The 16,563-nt window shown below is 60.1% G+C and carries 14 protein-coding genes; 6 read left to right on the top strand and 8 right to left on the bottom strand.

What is annotated here, in order from left to right:
- Nucleotides 1-9: 9 nt before the first annotated feature.
- The 6 genes from IB248_RS21975 (at nt 10) to IB248_RS21950 (ending at nt 8,766) form a co-directional block, all read left to right on the top strand.
- On the top strand, nt 10-894 hold the full coding sequence (locus IB248_RS21975) for an ABC transporter permease (RefSeq protein WP_169683550.1): 885 nt from the start codon (nt 10-12) through the stop codon (nt 892-894).
- Entirely contained in the window at nt 891-2,018 is a 1,128-nt protein-coding gene (locus tag IB248_RS21970; RefSeq protein ID WP_169683552.1) for an ABC transporter permease, read from the top strand. Before IB248_RS21975 ends, IB248_RS21970 begins: the two co-directional genes overlap by 4 nt.
- Before the next feature lie 57 nt (nt 2,019-2,075).
- On the top strand, nt 2,076-3,047 hold the full coding sequence (locus IB248_RS21965) for an ABC transporter substrate-binding protein (RefSeq protein ID WP_169683554.1): 972 nt from the start codon (nt 2,076-2,078) through the stop codon (nt 3,045-3,047).
- A gap of 402 nt (nt 3,048-3,449) precedes the next feature.
- Nucleotides 3,450-4,640 carry an efflux RND transporter periplasmic adaptor subunit gene (locus IB248_RS21960; RefSeq protein ID WP_018116918.1) on the top strand — a complete coding sequence of 397 codons (1,191 nt, stop codon included), beginning with the start codon at nt 3,450-3,452 and terminating at the stop codon, nt 4,638-4,640.
- A gap of 10 nt (nt 4,641-4,650) precedes the next feature.
- A complete protein-coding gene (locus IB248_RS21955) occupies nt 4,651-7,941 on the top strand; it encodes an efflux RND transporter permease subunit (RefSeq protein WP_018116917.1) in 3,291 nt (1,096 codons plus the stop codon).
- 144 nt (nt 7,942-8,085) lie between these two features.
- Nucleotides 8,086-8,766, top strand: a complete 681-nt coding sequence (locus IB248_RS21950; RefSeq protein ID WP_018116916.1) for a Crp/Fnr family transcriptional regulator — start codon at nt 8,086-8,088, stop codon at nt 8,764-8,766.
- Here the strand turns inward: IB248_RS21950 and ureG are convergent, their stop codons facing one another.
- The 8 genes from ureG to IB248_RS21910 all read right to left on the bottom strand — a co-directional run bounded on the left by ureG (nt 8,767) and on the right by IB248_RS21910 (nt 16,559).
- A complete protein-coding gene (gene ureG, locus IB248_RS21945) occupies nt 8,767-9,378 on the bottom strand; it encodes an urease accessory protein UreG (RefSeq protein WP_025660122.1) in 612 nt (203 codons plus the stop codon).
- A 101-nt stretch (nt 9,379-9,479) separates the two neighbouring features.
- Nucleotides 9,480-10,151, bottom strand: a complete 672-nt coding sequence (locus IB248_RS21940; protein ID WP_018858240.1) for an urease accessory protein UreF — start codon at nt 10,149-10,151, stop codon at nt 9,480-9,482.
- Nucleotides 10,152-10,157: 6 nt separating this feature from the next.
- The gene (ureE, locus tag IB248_RS21935) at nt 10,158-10,640 is read right to left on the bottom strand and encodes an urease accessory protein UreE (RefSeq protein ID WP_018858239.1); all 483 of its coding nucleotides are present in this window, start codon (nt 10,638-10,640) and stop codon (nt 10,158-10,160) included.
- A 373-nt stretch (nt 10,641-11,013) separates the two neighbouring features.
- Nucleotides 11,014-12,393 carry an adenylate/guanylate cyclase domain-containing protein gene (locus IB248_RS21930; protein WP_246733788.1) on the bottom strand — a complete coding sequence of 460 codons (1,380 nt, stop codon included), beginning with the start codon at nt 12,391-12,393 and terminating at the stop codon, nt 11,014-11,016.
- A 210-nt stretch (nt 12,394-12,603) separates the two neighbouring features.
- Entirely contained in the window at nt 12,604-13,455 is an 852-nt protein-coding gene (locus tag IB248_RS21925; protein WP_037216195.1) for a GGDEF domain-containing protein, read from the bottom strand.
- 340 nt (nt 13,456-13,795) lie between these two features.
- Nucleotides 13,796-15,505 (bottom strand): urease subunit alpha, encoded by a 1,710-nt coding sequence (gene ureC / locus IB248_RS21920; protein ID WP_169683556.1) that lies wholly within the window; start codon nt 15,503-15,505, stop codon nt 13,796-13,798.
- A 3-nt stretch (nt 15,506-15,508) separates the two neighbouring features.
- On the bottom strand, nt 15,509-16,132 hold the full coding sequence (locus tag IB248_RS21915; protein ID WP_026371926.1) for a hypothetical protein: 624 nt from the start codon (nt 16,130-16,132) through the stop codon (nt 15,509-15,511).
- A gap of 16 nt (nt 16,133-16,148) precedes the next feature.
- Nucleotides 16,149-16,559, bottom strand: coding sequence for a lysozyme inhibitor LprI family protein (locus IB248_RS21910; protein ID WP_169683558.1), 411 nt, complete (start codon nt 16,557-16,559; stop codon nt 16,149-16,151).
- Nucleotides 16,560-16,563: the final 4 nt, after the last annotated feature.

Raw genomic sequence — 16,563 nt, 5'->3', positions numbered from 1 at the left:
GGGGCGCTCATGAAGCCCGACACTCTCGAAGACAGGATCGTCCCCGTCGTCACGATCCTCGTGGTCCTGATCGCGATCTGGTACGTTGCGGCGGTCCTGATGAACGCCTCCTTCCAGCGGGACATGGATCAGCGCGCCAACCAGACGCCTGACACCATCGAATTCATCGAGAAAACGCTCTCGCAACCGAAGCCGTTGCTGCCCGCTCCCCATCAGGTAGTGCAAAACGTCTTCGAAAACACGTTTCTGCGGAAGCTCTCGAGCAACCGCAGCCTCGTCTACCACAGCTGGGTTACGCTTTCCTCGACGCTGCTTGGCTTCGGCTTCGGCACGCTGCTCGGGATCCTGATCGCTGTCGGGATCGTTCATATCAAGGCGCTCGACCGCAGCCTCATGCCGTGGGTCATTGCTTCGCAGACCGTACCGATCCTGGCAATCGCACCGATGGTGATCGTCGTCCTCGGCGCCATCAACATCACCGGGCTGATCCCGAAGGCGCTGATCTCGACCTACCTCTCCTTCTTCCCGGTCACTGTTGGCATGGTGAAGGGCCTGCGGTCGCCCGAGGTCATGTTCCTCGACCTGATGCGAACCTATAACGCGACACCCGCCCAGACATTCTGGAAGCTGCGTGTTCCGGCATCCGTGCCGTTCCTCTTCACCTCGATGAAGGTCGCGATCGCCGCAAGCCTTGTCGGCGCCATTGTCGGCGAGCTTCCGACCGGCGCCGTCGCCGGCATCGGCTCGAAACTGCTCGCCGGCTCCTATTACAGCCAGACGATCGACATCTGGGCAGCGCTTGTCGCGGGCTCGGTGTTGGCCGCAAGCTTGGTCGCCATCGTCGGCCTTGTCGCAAAGTTCGTCGACCGTTCGATGGGCGGGAGGTCGGCATGAAGCAGATGGCCTTTTCCTGGCAGGGTATTCTTGCCCTGGTGCTGACCGCGATTGCGATGATCACCTTGCCGATCATGGCCGAGGGCGCACCGGACCCGGTGTCGTCGATAACCGCGGGCCTTACGATCGCGTTGATCGTCGCGGTCGCCCTCGTTTCCTTCTCGCCATTGCCGAAGCTGTATGTCGCCGCCGTTCTGCTGATCGGCGCGCACTGGGCGGCATGGGTCCTGCTCGCTGGTGTGACCGGCAACGAAGGCCTGGCGACGAAATCCTTCTTCCTACTGATGGCCGCCTGCTGGCTGCTTGCCTGGCGATGCGTCACCGAGCTTTCGGCCATGACGCCGGCCTCGAATGTGGGCCGCTCGTGCCTGCGGCTGCTGATCCCGGCAATCTTCGGTGCCTGGATCCTGATACTCTGGGAGGCGCTGACGCGCGGCGCCGGCATTCCCTTCGTCCTGCTGCCGCCACCTAGCGCCATTGGAGCCAGGATCGCCGGCTCGCTGCCGATCCTGGCCGACGACGTACGTCAGACGATCTTCAAGGCAGTATTCGCCGGTTACATCATCGGCTGTAGCGCAGGCTTTGCCGTCGCGATCCTCGCCGATCGCGTCGGTTTCCTGCGCCGGGGCCTTCTGCCGATCGGCAATATGGTGTCGGCGCTCCCGATTATCGGCGTCGCGCCGATCATGGTGATGTGGTTCGGCTTCGACTGGCAGTCGAAGGCAGCCGTCGTCATCATCATGACGTTCTTCCCGATGTTGGTGAACACCGTCGCCGGCCTCACCGCATCCGGCGCGATGGAGCGCGACCTGATGCAGACGTATGCCTCCAACTATTGGCAGACGCTGCTGAAGCTCCGGCTTCCGGCGGCGATGCCCTTCATTTTCAATGCATTGAAGATCAACTCGACGCTGGCGCTGATCGGTGCCATCGTTGCGGAGTTCTTTGGTACGCCGATCGTCGGCATGGGCTTCCGTATCTCCACCGAGATCGGGCGCATGAATGTCGACATGGTCTGGGCCGAAATCGCCATTGCGGCGCTGGTAGGCTCGGTCTTCTATGGCGTCGTCGCCCTCGCCGAAAGGGCGGTGACTTTCTGGCATCCGTCTATCCGTGGTGGCTAGGCGTCGCTTTATTCCCGCGAATGGGATTAGGGCATAACTTCAGAGGGAAAAAAGAAAATGAAAAAACTGATTATTGCGATGATGGCGAGCGCGATGTCGCTCGCGGCAACCCAAGCGATGGCTGCCGACAAGGTGACGCTGCAGCTCAAGTGGGTGACGCAGTCGCAGTTCGCCGGTTATTACGTCGCCAAGGATAAGGGCTACTACGAGGAAGAAGGCCTCGACGTCACCATCAAGCCGGGCGGCCCTGACATTGCGCCGGAACAGGTGATCGCCGGCGGCGGCGCTGACGTCATCGTCGACTGGATGGGCGGCGCGCTTGTTGCTCGTGAGAAGGGCGTTCCGCTCGTCAACATCGCCCAGCCCTACCAGAAATCAGGCATGGAAATGGTCTGCCGCAAGGACGGCCCGATCAAGACCGAAGCCGATTTCAAGGGCCATACGCTCGGCGTCTGGTTCTTCGGCAACGAATATCCGTTCTTCGCCTGGATGAACAAGCTTGGCCTGAAGACCGAAGGCGGTGCCGATGGCGTGACCGTGTTGAAGCAGAGCTTCGACGTGCAGCCGCTGCTGCAGAAGCAGGCCGACTGCATCTCCGTCATGACCTATAACGAATACTGGCAGGCGATCGATGCCGGCTTCAAGCCCGAAGACCTGATCGTCTTCAACTATACCGCCATGGGCAACGACCTTCTCGAAGACGGCCTCTATGCCATGGAAGACAAGCTCAAGGACCCGGCCTTCAAGGAAAAGATGGTCAAGTTCGTCAAGGCTTCGATGAAGGGCTGGAAGTACGCAACCGAGAACCCGGATGAAGCTGCCGGAATCGTCGTTGACGCCGGCGGCCAGGACGAAAACCACCAGAAGCGTATGATGGGCGAAGTTGCCAAGTTGATCGGCGATGGCACCGGCAAGCTCGACACGACCCTCTATGATCGCACGGCCAAGGCACTCCTTGACCAAAAGATCATCAACAAGGAACCGACCGGAGCGTGGACGCACGACGTAACGGACGCTGCTTCCAAGTAATTCGGTAACGACAAGACACGAAACGCGCGGACCCTCCGCGCGTTTTTTCATTTTTTTGCTGTTTTTATCGAAGAAATTTCGCGATCGATGTCGCATCGAGCGGTGCTCGCACGTCATAACAACGACGCAGAATCAACTAACGGAATGCTTGCATAACCGCACAGTGATTGATCTGCATCACATTGGTAATTATTGTGTTCGAACGAGGAATTATTTTCTGCCGGACTTGCGCGATGGGCAAATAGCTACCACGTACAAGCCGAGTTTGCCGGATGAGGGACTTCTTAAGTAAGAGTCGGCAAATGAACGAAAATACTTCTGAGAATACCAATACGGGAACCGGTCATGGGCGCGCTGATGACAACGCGCAAGCTAGGCCGAGCAAAAACTGGATGACGACGCATGGCACGTACGCCTGTTAAGATACTTCGCGCCTCAACTCTGCTGATCGCGGCGGTTGTAGCTTCAACGACATTTGCGCAGGAACAGCCGGTCGCAAAGCCGCAACAAAACCTGCCGGCCATCGTCGTGACGAAAGCCTCCACCCGCACGCTCGTCGATCGTGTTGTTGCGACCGGTACGGTTAAGCCAGTCGAGGAAGTCTATATCCAGCCGCAGGTCGAAGGCTTGTCGATCCGTGCGCTCAACGCGGATATCGGCGACAGGGTCCAGGCCGATAGCACGCTGGCGACCCTGAACGACGACGCAATCATCCTGCAGAAGAGCCAGATGCAGGCCACGAAGGCCAAGAACGAGGCGAGCCTTGCCCAGCTTCGCGCACAACTGATTGAAGCAGAGGCAAATGCGGAGCAGGCACGACAGCAGCAGGTCCGCGCCCAGGAAATGGGCAAGAAGGGCACTGTCTCGACAGCAACGGTCGAACAGGCGGATGCTGCTGCAGCTTCCGCCAACGCCCGTGTCGACTCGGCAAAGCAGGCAATCCAGGTAGCCGTCGCGGAGATCAAGGTCACGGAGAGCCAGATCGCGGACGCTGATCTGAAGCTCGCACGCACCGACGTCAAGACGCCGGTCGCCGGTACTGTCGCAGCCAAGAACGCCAGGATCGGAGCAATTGCGCTCGCCACCGGCGATCCGCTTTTCACGGTCATTCGCGATGACGAGATCGAGCTTGTGGCGGAAGTGGGTGAGAGCGAGATTGTGAAGGTTCAACCCGGCCAGAAGGCCACCATCTTGCTCTCTGGTAGTCGCGAAAAGATTAGCGGCTCCGTGCGTCTGGTCTCGCCGACAGTCGATCCGCTCACGCGCCTCGGTTTGGTCCACATTTTGATCGACGATTCCAGCAAGGCGCGTTCGGGCATGTACGGCAGCGCCGACATCGTCGTGCGCACAACGGAAAACGTAGCGCTCCCCGTCTCGGCCGTGCTGTCGGGCAATGAAGGATCCTCGGCCCGTAAGGTCGAGAATAACGTCGTCAAGTTTGCCAAGGTCGAAACCGGCATTCAGGACGGAGCCTATGTCGAGATCGTCAATGGATTGAAAGCTGGCGATGAGGTCGTAGCCAAAGCGGGCGCCTATGTCCGTGACGGCGACCGCATCACGCCGGTTCGTGAACAGCCACCGGTTTCCAACTGAGAGACGGCCGATGAACTTTTCAGCCTGGTCTATCCGAAATCCCGTCGCCTCGCTTCTGGCGTTCGCACTTCTGCTTTTCGTCGGCATCCAGTCCTTCAATAGGCTGCCGATCACGCGGTTTCCGAACATTGACGTTCCGCTCGTCTCCATCGTCGTAACGCAGAGCGGCGCTTCGCCGGCCGAGCTCGAGATGCAGGTGACGAAGGAGATCGAGGATGCCGTCGCCAGTATCAACGGCATCGATGAAATCCAATCGACGGTGACGGACGGCCAGTCGCAGACGGTCGTCATGTTCCGCATGGAAGTGCCGACCGAGCAGGCCGTTCAGGACACCAAGGACGCGATCGACCGCATCCGCAGCGACCTGCCTGCCAACGTCGAAGAACCGATCGTCTCGAAGATCGACGTCGAGGGTCAGGCGATCCAGACCTTTGCCGTCTCCTCCCCCGACATGACGCTCGAAGAGCTCTCCTGGTTCGTCGATGATACGGTCAAGCGCGCCTTGCAGGGGCAGGCCGGCATCGGCCGTGTCGACCGTTACGGCGGTGCAGACCGCGAAGTGCGTATCGAGCTCAATCCCGACAAGCTGAACGCCCACGGCATTACCGCGGCAAGCGTGAACCAACAACTGCGCGGCACCAACGTCGACCTCGGCTCCGGCCGTGGCCAGGTGGCAGGCAGCGAACAGGCGATCCGTGTGCTCGGCGACGCCCGCAACGTCGCCGAACTTGCCAACACCACGATCGCATTGCCGAACGGCCGCTTCGTCAAGGTTTCCGATCTCGGCGTCATCAAGGACACCTATCAGGAGCCGAAATCCTTCTCGCGCTTCGATGATACCCCTGTCGTGACCTTCGGCGTCTTCCGCTCGAAGGGCGCCAGTGAGGTCAGCGTCGCCGAAACCGTGGCAAAGAGCCTCGACAAGGTGCGTGCGGAAAACCCGAACGTCGGCATCGAGCTGATCAGCGACTCCGTTTATTTCACCTATGGCAACTATGAAGCGGCCATCGATACGCTGATCGAGGGCGCGCTGCTTGCGATCATCGTTGTCTTCCTCTTCCTCCGGAACTGGCGTGCAACGCTTATCTCGGCCATCGCGCTGCCGTTGTCGGCGATCCCGACTTTCTGGATCATGGACCTGATGGGTTTCTCGCTGAACCTTGTCAGCTTCCTCGCCCTGACGCTCGCGACCGGTATTCTCGTCGATGACGCGATCGTCGAGATCGAGAACATCGCCCGACATATCAAGATGGGCAAGACGCCCTACCGCGCGGCGATCGAGGCGGCAGACGAAATCGGCCTCGCGGTTATCGCGACGACCTTCACGATCATCGCTGTGTTCGTGCCGGTGTCGTTCATGCCTGGCATCCCCGGTCAGTACTTCATTCAGTTCGGCCTGACAGTTGCCTTCTCGGTCTTCTTCTCGCTCATGGTGGCGCGCCTCATCACGCCGATGATGGCCGCATATCTGATGCGCGCGGAAGACGGCATCGAAGACCATCACGACAACGACGGCCTCTTCTTCCGCGGATATACGCGCCTCGTGCGCGCTACGACCCGCCGGTGGTGGACCCGCTATGCGACACTGATTGCGGCGATCGCCTTCCTTGTCGGCTCCGTGATGTTGCTTGCGCAGGTGCCCGGCAGCTTCCTGCCGCCGGAGGACGCATCGCGCATCGTCCTGTCCGTCGAGCTACCGCCGAATGCGACGCTCGACGACACGGAAGCGACCACGAACGCGATCTACAAGGACGTGAAGGATATCGACGGCGTCGAAAGCGTCTTCGTGCTTGGTGGCGCGTCTCCGAAGGGCGACCTCGAACTGCGCCGTGCGACGGTAACGCTCACGCTCCACAAGCTTGACCAGAGGCTTTTAAAGAAGCTGGACGACATGCTCGTTAAGGTCCCGGTCATTGGATCCTATCTGCCCAAGGTGGAACCAAAGGGACGCGTTCGTCCGCAGTGGGATATAGAAAAGGAGGTCTTTGCCAAACTCCATGATATCCCAGACGTTCGCATCCTGAAGCTCAACGATCGCGGCGAACGTGACCTGTCGTTCAACTTCCTCTCCAAGAACGAGAAGGATCTGAACGATGCTGTCGGTATCCTGGAAGCCAAACTGCGAGCCGATCCGCTGCTGGCGAACGTCAGCGCCGAAGGCGCCCTGCCCCGTCCGGAACTCCAGATCCGTCCGCGCAAGGATCAGGCGGCTCGCCTCGGCATCACGCCGCAGCAGATCTCCGAAACCATCCGCGTTGCCACCATCGGCGATATTGATGCGGCGCTCGCCAAGATCAACCTGGACGATCGCCAGATCCCGATCCGCGTGCAGGCCTCGCTCGACATGCGTCGCGATCTTGCCGCCTTGCGGGCAATGAAGATCCAGACGGCAAGCGGCAGCACCGTACCGCTCTCCACTGTCGCCGATATCGACTATTCGGAAGGCGTCAGCTCGATCAAGCGCAACAACCGCTACCGCGTCGTATCGATCGGCTCGGACCTGCCGCAGGGCGTGGCACTCGACACTGCCTCGGCACGGTTCCGCCAGATCGTCAAGGAAGCCAACATTCCGCCGACGGTACAGCTTGCCGAAAGTGGCGACACGAAGGTGCAGACCGAAATGCAGCAGAGCTTCGTCAACGCCATGTTGATGGGCCTGATGCTGGTGCTGACGGTGCTGATCCTCCTCTTCAAGGACGTGATCCAGCCCTTCACCATCCTGTTCTCGCTGCCGCTTGCGATCGGCGGCGTGGCAGTCGGGCTGCTGGTCACCCAGAATCCGCTCTCGATGCCCGTGATGATCGGCATCCTGATGCTGATGGGCATCGTGACGAAGAACGCGATCCTGCTCGTCGACTTCGCCATCGAGATGCGTCATCGCGGCATGGAGCGTGTCGAAGCCATGGTCGAAGCAGGTCGCAAGCGCGCCCGGCCGATCATCATGACGTCTATCGCCATGTCAGCAGGTATGCTGCCATCAGCGCTCGGCGTCGGCGAAGGCGGTTCGTTCCGTGCGCCGATGGCGATTGCGGTGATCGGCGGCATTATCGTGTCGACCGTGCTTTCGCTGGTCGTCGTGCCTTCGTTCTTCCTGATCATGGACGATCTGTCCCGCTTGCTTGCCTGGATGTTCGGTCGTCTCGTGGGCAAGAAGGACAAGGAAGATCTGGCCATGTCCCGCGAAGAACTCACACAAGCGCTGGGTGCGCTCGAGGGCCGGGTAACGGCAATCGAGACCCCGGAAAGCAAGCGCGGCAAATCTGGCAATGTCGTACGCCTGCCGCCGTTCGCGGCAGAGTAGCCGCTCGAGCCAAGAGCCGGGGCAACACCCCGGCTTTTTTATTAGCTGACATTTGATCAAGCTCAAGTTCTGAACCGCATCTCCCGGTTATCCTTCCAAATATCAGGTAGGGAACGGCACCCGCCGCGCCACAGGGAGAAACAGATGTCCGGAGCTTTTAAACTGAGCAGCGCGCAGCAGGCGATGCTTGGCGGTGCGTTGATCACCTCCAATCTTGACCGACACGAGCGAGACGCTCTGCTGTCCTGCGCGGTGGCGGTGCGCTACGGTCCACAGGATGTTCTCTTCCGTGAACACGAGAAGGCGCACTACTTCTATTGCGTGCTAAGTGGCTACGTCAGGCTCTATCGCGGCTCTGAGGAACGCGAAGCGGATGTCAGCATCTGCGAGCCGGGCGACAGCTTCGGTGAATGCCTGGTGCTTGCCGGCGACGCATACAATTATAGCGCACAGGCGATGGAGCACGTCATCCTCGCCCGCTTTGATCTCGCTGAGGTCAAGGCGTTGCTCGCTCAACACCCGCGGATTGGCAGCGCGATCGCGCGCAGCCTCTCGCGGCATTTGCTGTCGACCATGGAGTGTCTGGCGCGCGATCGCATGCAGACCAGCCAGCAGCGCGTCGCCCACTATCTGCTGACGCATTGTACGAGTGAGGGTGCGCGGGCTTCCCTGCGCCTGCCGTTCCAAAAGCGCCTGCTGGCACGAAAGCTCGGCCTTGCGCCGGAAGCGCTGTCACGTGCCTTCTCCGCCTTGCGCACATCAGGCGTACGCGTCAGCGGCCGCGCCATCGCGATCGAGGATGTCAACGCGCTGAGGCAGGTTTGACTACAGGCCGCCATGTTCCTTCAGGAAGCTGACGATGGAGCTAACGCCGTCGCCACGCTTCATGTCGGAGAATACGAAGGGGCGTGCCTGGCGCATCCGCGTCGCGTCGCGGTCCATGACCTCGAGGTCCGCGCCGACATAGGGAGCCAGATCCTTCTTGTTGATGACGAGAAGGTCCGATTTGGTAATGCCTGGGCCCCCCTTGCGCGGGATTTCTTCGCCCTGGCAAACCGAGATGACGTAGATCGTGATATCAGCCAGATCAGGGGAGAAGGTGGCGGCCAGATTGTCACCGCCCGACTCGATGAAAACTACATCGAGATCGGGAATCCGCTCATTCAGGCCCGCGATGGCCTGCAGATTGATCGTCGCGTCCTCACGGATCGCCGTGTGCGGGCAACCGCCGGTCTCCACGCCAACGATCCGATCCGATGGCAAAGCTTGCATGCGCATGAGCGCCTCGGCATCCTCGGTCGTGTAGATGTCGTTCGTGACGACAGCCACCGAATAGTCGTCGCGCATGGCCTTGCAGAGCTTCTCGGTCAGCGCCGTCTTGCCGGAGCCGACCGGCCCACCGATGCCCACGCGCAAGGGTCCGTTTCCTGATTTCATATTCTGAACTCCAATAACGGCCGATGATAGCGTGCCGCCTGAAGGGCGACCACCGGCAAATGACGCAGGTCGCGACGGCTGGCCGCGCGTCTGCGGACAAGTCACGATCGAAAGAGCCTGGTCGACTGCGTTTCATGGCGCAGCGACATGATGTCGGCCTGGATGGTCGCCGATCCGAGATCGTCGAGTGTTGAAGCTGCCGCCCGTTTCACAACCGAGGTTATGTCGCCTTCAAGCCGCGACAGAATGGCAACGCCATCCTTCTGCCCGGCCACGCCGAGACGGATACCTGCGGAAACTGCCTGCGAGAGATAGGCATGCAGGAATGCCGCAATCGCCTTCTCCAACGCCACCCCATGGGCACCCGCCACGGCACCGATCGCCACCGGGTAGGCCACATGTCGCGGCAATCGATCGAAAACCTCGTCTGGCCACGCACCGGCGGCGGACAGGAACGCATCGCCGAGCAGCATCGTCTCCTGATGACGCTCGCGCGAGCCGGCAAGCGCTTCGGCGAGCTCCGCCAGTTCGCCGAGCCGCTCCGACTGTCGGTGACAGCGGTGGCTCTCGGCAAGGAGAACCACGTCGTTCCATACAGGCCCACGCTCCATCAGGTTCGACGCCCACGCAGTAAGCGAATGAGCATCGGGGACCAGCCGATCATGAACGGCGCGCTCCAGACCGCCTGAATAGGCGAAGGACCCGACGGGGAAAGCTGGCGACAGCCAGGTCATCATCCTCAACAACGCCTGCAGGTCGGCATCATCAGTCATATCGGATCAGTCGTGCGAGTGATGATGATGCGCTTGGTCATGACCGTGCGCATGGCCATGTGAATGATACGCACCGCGTGCCGGCTGGAACGGCTCTGCAACTTCGCGGATCGTCGCACCGAGCCCTTCGAGCATGGAGCGGATCACATGATCACGAAGGATAAGGATGCGGTCTTCCTCGATCTGGGCGCCGAGATGCCGATTGCCGAGATGCCACGCGAGCTCGATCAGGTGCACGCGATCCCTGCCCCTCACCTCGAAGAGCTTCTCGTCTGCGGCTACAATTTCGATGAGCTCGCCATCCTCGAGAACCAACATATCACCACTGGCAAAAAGCACCGGCTCCTTGAGGTCGAGCATGACCATCTCGCCGTTGTCGAGGTGAAGCAGCTTTCGCCGCAAATGCCTCAGGTCGTGCGGCAAAACCACTTTTCCGATGGGGTTCGAGGAAGGCGTGCCCGCAGGCAGGTAGGAAGTAACGCGTTGCATGACGTGTCCAATTCGCTTGAGACTGCGACCATGCAAAATAGCCTGATGCGATGCAAGAAGGAACCTGCCGGAAAGGCATATGCAGCAGATGTTTGCGCCCGGAATTCCTATGCAGTTCCTACAAAGGCACAGAGAAGTTTTGAAAGCGCGTCCTGGTCGCGATAGGGAAAAGTGTTTCGCACAAGCTCAGGTCCGAGTGCGGGCTGAAGGCTCAAGGCCTCAGTCTGGTACTGCCGACGTCGAACTTCGTCACCGTGCAGGGCATAGGCCGCAGCAAGCAAGATAAGCGTTCGCCACGACCTCCATGGAATGTTCTCAAAATCCTCAATTGCAGAACCAAAGCGGCCCTGGTGGAGTCGGATAATTCCCCTGATCACCCAGAACCACACCGGGGGATATTTTGCCAACCTGAAGCATTCACCGATTTCGGCGTCCGCTTGTTCCAGGTCGCCGAGGTAGTGGAGCATTTCCGCGTGATCGGCGCGAATCTGCAGATCGCTGGGCGCAAGGTCGCGCGCCTTGCCATAATGCGATCTGGCCCCGTCGTAGTCGCGTGAAAGCAGATGGACCAGCGCTGCCGCATAGTGGGAAAGGGCGTCATTGTTGTCGATACGCAAGGCGATCCGTACGATCTCGTCGGCGCGGCGCAGGTGCTCGAAGTCGCCTGTTTGGGCAAAACTGTAAGTCGGGCAATGGCATAGCTGGCCTGGGCATAAATCATCCCCGGATCCAGTTCCGTTGCCCTCAAGAAGAAAACCTCTGCCTCGGGAAGCATATGCTTGCTATCAAGCATCCTGCCATAGAGGAAGTTTTCGTCGGCCGACCAGGACGACTGTGGTTTCTTGGCGATCATCTCGGATGCTGCAAGCAGCACCTTGTCCTGAACCAGCGAGCCTATCTCCGCCGCCACCAGTTCAACGACATCGAAATGGTAACTTTCCGGAAGATCGAAAGCTCGCGACCACATCACAGGCGTGACGTTCGTATGCAGGAATTTGGCGTTTACCCGGAACGGGCCTGCGCCATGAATACCAATCTTGACCGTGTAGTCATACGGGCGAGTGGCATGTCCATCCAGTGCGGCGGAAGCGGATCCAACACGCGAGACATCGAGCCAACGCTGCTCGGTAAGAAGGTCTTCAAGGGAGGATACAACCAGTTCCGCCAAGTCCAGCTGCTGCGGGGCCGTTGACGGCGCGGCGGTGATTCTAACTGCGGTCTTTGCGATTGCTCCGTCAGCAGGGCGCGGTCGCTCCTCTTCCACGAAACCGTTGTAACGTGGCTGCCAGTGCCAAACGCGCACGGGTCGATCGATATTCTTTAGAACCCTTTCGCCGCCATCCACAAAATCCGTCCCAGTCCTCTTGGCGATCTGGTGATAGACGCCATCGGTGATGCTTATGCCGCCGGGGAATGCGCTTGCTTCAATGCGAGAGGCAACGTTCACTCCGTCGCCGAATAAGTCGGTACCATCGACCAAAACATCGGCCAGATTGATTCCAATGCGAAGAATTAGGCGCGACCCTTCCGGCTGGCGCATAAGTTCGCCCTGGATTGCAATCGCGCACTCCACTGCACCGTTCACGGAATCAAATACGGCCAAGGTGCCGTCGCCCATGAGTTTGAAAACCCTGCCGCCTTCGCGCTCGACATTCGGCCTTATCAGCTCTTCCTGCATCGCTTTGACTGAAGCTAGCGTCGCCTCCTCGTCAGCCTCCATGAGACGAGAATAGCCGACTACGTCGGTGGCCATGATTGCTGCCAGCCGTCGCTTGAGGGGCGTCCTTGCCATAAGCTCTCCAAGTAACCAGCGATCGCATGAGTGACAATGACAAGCGTAACACAGAACTACGCGGCGAAGCATGATTTCCGCCGTCGCGTGGGATCAACGAGGCCGCGTGGCGCTTATCCGCCGGCTCCAACTTGTCGTTGCAGGCATTCGCTGTGTAATTCCGCGAATTCGTCAGGCCAGCCGCGCCTCATCGCAATCCATGTTCATTGCGTGCGCGGCCACGGCCTCCTCCGGCAAACGTCTGCGCCAACCAGGATGCAGCCCGTCATTCTCATGCACCACGCGATTTCGACCGAGCGCCTTTGCCAGGTAGAGCGCCTTGTCGGCCGCCGAATAAACAGCCTCGTTGCTCCGTGCGGGCTCGAACTCCGCAATACCGGCCGACACAGTCAGTGCGACCACGCAATCGTCGGCAACGACCGGATGCCCGGCCAGGCGGGCGCAGACCGACTGCACTCTCTCGATCCGCTGCTCTTGTGAGCCACCGACAACGATCGCGCCGAACTCTTCACCGCCCAGCCTCGCCGCGACGGAGTGCCCGCCGAAGGCAGCCGCGAGGATGGCGGAGACCGCCACGATGACGGAATCGCCGCAGGCATGGCCGAAGCGATCGTTTATGGCCTTGAACCGGTCGACGTCGAAGATCGCGAGACAGGCATTTCCATCGACCTGCTCCAATGCCTCTGTAAAGGCACGTCGGTTGAGAAGACCTGAAAGCACATCGGTGCGGCTCAACTGCTCGAACTCCGCGCGCGAGACGCTGAGCTGGTGCATCGCGTGACCGGCTATCAGCGACAGCACGCTTGAGACCGCCCCGCCAATAAGCCACGACAGTAACACGCCGTAGACAACACCATGAGCGAGCGGAACAGGCATCAGTCCCGCCCAGTCGAGCGGCGGCAATAGCAGGACAATGACGATCGACGAGAGCGTCACCGCAAGGAAGCTCATCTTGAGAGCAAACACATAAATTGCGCGGCGATCACGAAAATCGCCAAGCTCCGCCTGGAGTGAAATTCTCATGCGAATCGACCTTCTTGCCCGCCGCTAGGCACATTGCTTAGAGGTCACCTCCTGCTGAGTTCTTAAGTGAACTGTTAAAGTTCGAACGAGTTTGGTGAATTGAGCGGCGGTTGAAAGCTGCCCAAAAACGTGACGCTTTCCGCGATCAATCATCCAGCGAGGTTTGAAGCGTAACAATTTGTTTTTACTTGTGTTTTATAACCACCAACAAGGAGAATGTCCTATTACGGAAGGAACGCCTCAAGGTGGAACATACAAAAATAAAAAACAACCCACAGGAGACTCAGTCTTAACGCGCGGCTTTAGGAGCCGCCACCTCGCATGCGGCCGCCCCAAACACTCAAAACAAGAAATAGCGTTGCGCCATCGGCAGGACGGTGGCCGGCTCGCAGGTCAGCAACTCGCCATCAGCCCGCACCTCATAGGTCTCCGGATCGACCTCGATGTGCGGCGTCAGGCTGTTGTGAATCATCGACGCCTTGGAAAGGCCGCCGCGGGTGTTCTTCACAGCGACAAGATTTTTAGCGACGCCGAGACGGCTCTTCAGACCCGCATCGAGCGACGCTTGCGAGACGAAGGTGACAGACGAACTGGTTCGCAGCTTGCCGTGGGCGGCAAACATCGGCCGGTAATGCATCGGCTGCGGCGTCGGGATCGAAGCATTCGGATCTCCCATGGGAGCCGCAGCAATCGAACCGCCGAGCAATACCATCTCAGGCTTGACGCCGAAGAAGGCAGGGTTCCACAGAACCAGATCGGCGCGCTTGCCGACTTCGATCGAGCCGATTTCGTGTGAAAGACCTTGCGCGATCGCCGGGTTGATCGTGTATTTCGCAATATAGCGGCGGACGCGGAAGTTGTCGTTCTCGCCCTTCTCTTCCTTCAGGCGGCCGCGCTGACGCTTCATCTTGTCGGCAGTCTGCCAAGTACGGATTGCTACCTCCCCGACACGACCCATGGCCTGGCTGTCGGACGAAATGATCGAGAAGGCGCCGATGTCATGCAGGATGTCTTCCGCCGCGATCGTCTCCTTGCGGATGCGGCTTTCGGCAAATGCGATGTCCTCGGGGATAGACGGTGACAGATGGTGGCAGACCATCAGCATGTCGAGATGCTCGGCGACGGTATTGACCGTGTAGGGCCGCGTCGGGTTGGTCGACGACGGGATGACGTTCGACTGACCGCAGATCTTGATAATGTCAGGAGCGTGGCCACCGCCCGCTCCTTCCGTGTGGAAGGCGTGGATGGTGCGGCCCTTAATGGCGCCGATCGTATCCTCGACAAAGCCGCTTTCATTCAGCGTGTCGGTGTGGATCATCACCTGGATGTCATAGTCGTCGGCGACCGAAAGGCAGCAGTCGACCGCAGCCGGCGTCGTGCCCCAGTCCTCGTGGAGCTTCAGCGACGATGCGCCCGCAAGCACCATCTCTTCGAGTGCGGCGGGCAGCGAGGCGTTTCCCTTGCCGGCAAGCGCAAGGTTCATCGGGAAGCCGTCGAAGCTCTCGATCATCCGCTCGATGTGCCAGGCACCGGTGCAGGTCGTGGCGAGCGTGCCATGCGCCGGGCCGGTGCCGCCGCCCAGCATGCAGGTTACGCCCGACATCAGCGCTTCCTCGATCTGCTGCGGGCAGATGTAGTGAATATGCGCATCCATACCGCCGGCAGTGATGATCTTGCCTTCGCCAGCGATCGCCTCGGTCGAGGGGCCGACGATGATGTTGACGCCGGGTTGCGTGTCCGGATTGCCGGCTTTGCCGATCGCCGCGATGCGGCCGTTCTTTAGGCCTATATCGGCCTTGACGACGCCCGTATGGTCGATGATGACGACATTGGTGATGACGGTATCGACAGCACCCTGCGCCCGCGTCGCCTGGCTCTGGCCCATGCCGTCGCGAATGACCTTGCCGCCGCCAAATTTCACCTCTTCGCCATATGTGGTGAAATCCTTCTCGATCTCGATGAAGAGCTCGGTATCGGCAAGGCGCACCTTGTCGCCGGTGGTCGGGCCGAACATGCCGGCATAGGCGGCGCGGGAAATCTTGTAGGGCATATGTCAGGCTCCTTGGGAGGAAGAAAGGGATGCGCTTGCCGGCAGCCGCGTGACGCGGCCAGCGGCGACATAACTATCGACAAGCTGCCGCTCGGCAGCAAAAGGATGCCATTCCCATCCCGCGTGGCCGAAGCCTGCGAGATCGATGGTCGCCTCGGGAAATCTGTTCATCACTTCTGATATCACGATCATGCCGCTGCTCGGCACGACGTAGGGCGCCGGGTGGTAGGCAGCCAGCGCCTCGTCCACCGCTTCATGAATCACTTTGTCAACGACCACATGCATCTTGCCAACATCAGCACAGAACGCATTGAATTGACTCGTGTAGTCGTCGCAGAAATCGTCGAGCTCGGGATGCGATACGGCCAGCGGCGCTCGCAGTTCCGCGAACTTTTGCGGATCGCGCACGCTCCAGATCGCCGCCGCCTCACGCACGGCTGGATGCTCCCGCCACGCCTCGGAAGCAAGCATTGCCTTGCCCGGCCGCCCGGTATTGCAGACGGCGACGACGTCGGTGCGCCCCGGGCTCGCTTCGTAGGAGCGGCATTCGTTAAAGCGGATAACGAACGCAGCATCCGCCACTGCGGCCGCCGCCTGTGCGCCGATCTCTCCGTTGCCGACGACCATGATCCTGCCAACCATGTCAGTTGCCCATCGTCTCGGCGAATTCCTTGAGCTGCTTGGTGCGCGCGTCCGTCAACTCTGCAATGCAGCCTGCTACGAGCATCGGCTCCATCGTGCCGCCACGCGCCTGAAAGCCTGCCGCCTCACACTCCGCATCACGGAAATTCACCCATGCGCGCTGCGCCTTCACCAGTGCCTCTTCGGCACCCCGCATATCCGCATCGAGATCCTTGTCGAGTGCTGCGAGAGCCGCGCGCGTGATCTTGTATTGTGCGTTCAGTGCCTTGTCGGCGGTCTGCTGGCGCGCCTGTTCACAAGCCGTCATGTCAGCTTGCGTGACCGGATTTTTGCAATCAAGATCCTCGGCGTTGGCGCCGAAGGCAAAGACCGTCGCAGCACCGGCGGCCAGAAGGTGCAGGCTCGCACGCATCATC

The organism is Rhizobium sp. RHZ01, assembly GCF_014851595.1.
Lineage (GTDB): Bacteria > Pseudomonadota > Alphaproteobacteria > Rhizobiales > Rhizobiaceae > Rhizobium > Rhizobium altiplani.
Note: the sequence above shows the minus strand (reverse complement) of the source record. Positions and strands in the feature narration are given on the sequence as shown.